The sequence below is a fragment of the Vibrio sp. 970 genome (assembly GCF_033339075.1).
This window is the reverse complement of the sequence record NZ_JAWOTW010000789.1, coordinates 1-523: the sequence shown is the minus strand read 5'-3', so window position 1 is coordinate 523 and position 523 is coordinate 1. Positions and strand designations below refer to the sequence as shown.

Below are 523 nucleotides of genomic sequence, written 5' to 3'. Positions count from 1 at the left end.
GTTGGCGGTAAAGAAGCCTTGCAAGCGCTACAGTCTGGTGTGGTTGCGACCGGCTTGCCATTTACCTTTGTTCTACTGTTGATGTGTGTGAGTTTGGTGAAAGGTTTACGTACCGAGCTTTCCGCTTACCGCTAATCGATGTTGATAAATTAATACTCAATGCCGAGCATTCATTTGCTCGGCATTTTTATTTCTGCTTTTCTTTTTAAGAAATTCCGTTACAGTTTGGGCTTCTTTTTCATCACTCAACTGCATTATGTCGCTTGCTAAACTTATTCTCATTCGTGGTCTTCCTGGCTCAGGAAAAACAACCTTGGCGAAACAATTGGTGATAGATTTCGATGCGAAGCATTTCGAAGCCGACATGTATTTTGAGAATGAGAAAGGCGAGTACCACTTCAATCCGTCTTTGCTTCCGCAAGCGCACGAATGGTGTTTTGAACAAACGCGAAAATGGTTGAACAAAGGGAAAATCTTGATTGTGAGTAATACCTTTGTACGACATTGGGAAATGAAGCGGTAT

Annotated in this window: 3 protein-coding genes; 2 read left to right on the top strand and 1 reads right to left on the bottom strand. The window is 42.3% G+C overall.

Features of this window, described 5'->3' with window-relative positions; genetic code table 11:
* A partial coding sequence (locus R7Q11_RS29200; protein WP_225467349.1) for a BCCT family transporter occupies positions 1-135 on the top strand: 135 nt, incomplete at its 5' end.
* A gap of 21 nt (positions 136-156) precedes the next feature.
* On the opposite strand, the gene R7Q11_RS29195 is transcribed toward R7Q11_RS29200, so the two are convergent.
* Entirely contained in the window at positions 157-282 is a 126-nt protein-coding gene (locus R7Q11_RS29195) for a hypothetical protein (RefSeq protein ID WP_021454107.1), read from the bottom strand.
* Between R7Q11_RS29195 and R7Q11_RS29190 the strand changes: the two genes are divergently transcribed.
* Positions 257-523: AAA family ATPase (locus R7Q11_RS29190; protein WP_225467348.1), on the top strand; the 267-nt coding region annotated here is incomplete at its 3' end. The two genes, R7Q11_RS29195 and R7Q11_RS29190, sit on opposite strands and share 26 nt — an antisense overlap.

What these genes read in the sequence shown, in the direction of transcription:
- R7Q11_RS29195 (WP_021454107.1), bottom strand. Translation starts at nt 282, where the DNA reads ATGAGAATAAGTTTAGCAAGCGACATAATGCAGTTGAGTGATGAAAAA.